General features: G+C 49.0%; 1 protein-coding gene. It reads right to left on the reverse strand.

Features of this window, described 5'->3' with window-relative positions:
* Positions 1–150: 150 nt before the first annotated feature.
* The coding region (locus DSM107010_RS40560; RefSeq protein WP_199755945.1) for an ATP-binding domain-containing protein at positions 151–981 on the reverse strand (831 nt) is incomplete at its 5' end.

The raw sequence follows: 981 nt of genomic DNA on the forward strand, positions 1-981 counted from the left end.
CAAAACGCTCAATTGTTACGTATATATGCATCACTCTCAGAAAGCGCGGCGCACAAATTGCGTTTGGGGATCGCTACCAGAGGGTGAGGATTTGGCTCTCCAGTTCCACTTTGAGTCGGAGCCAGCCAACCTAATTATGAGAAATTACAACTAATCTGAGATTGACTCATGCACTAAGTTGGACAAATTACTCCCCTGGTGCTCGCGCTTGACCAATCGCTCTTGCAGCAGAGTGTAACGTTGAGTATCCTTTACTTGCCTAACTGCTAGACCAATCGCTTTAGATGGACCCACGAGGATCGCTAACTGCTTGGCACGGGTCAGCCCTGTATAGATGAGGTGGCGCGAGAGCATCATGTAGTGTTGCATATATAAAGGTAAAATCACCACCCGATACTCGCTGCCCTGGCTTTTATGTATGGTTGTGGCGAACGCCAGTGTAATTTCATTCAAGTCTGCATAATCATATGTGACCAGGCGCTCCTGATATTGCACCGTCACCTCAGTCTCCTCTAGATCGATTGCAGCAATGGTTCCCAAGTCGCCATTGAAAACTTCTCTGTCATAGTCATTTACCTGTTGGATGACGCGATCGCCGACTCGCAATACAATTCCTCCCGACTTAATCTCAGCCTTGCCAGCAGACGGCGGGTTAATCAAAGCCTGCAAAACGCCGTTGAGGTGGCGCGTCCCTACTTCTCCCCTGGTCATGGGACACAATACTTGCACGTCCCTTGCAGGGTCAAAACCTAGCTTGGGAATGACATCACTTACCAACTCTTGAATTCCCTGCACTCCACATTGTGGTTCTGGCGCTCCCAACCACAGACAATCGGATCGAGGAGTTAGGGAAACTGACTCTAGCAGTGGATACTGACCGGAGTTGATTCGGTGAGCGTTGCTAACGATATAGCTTTGCGCGGCTTGCCGAAATACTTGCGTTAGCCGCACTACAGGTATTTGTCCTGAAGCAATTAAATC

The organism is Chroococcidiopsis cubana SAG 39.79 (assembly GCF_003991895.1).
Taxonomy (GTDB): domain Bacteria; phylum Cyanobacteriota; class Cyanobacteriia; order Cyanobacteriales; family Chroococcidiopsidaceae; genus Chroococcidiopsis; species Chroococcidiopsis thermalis.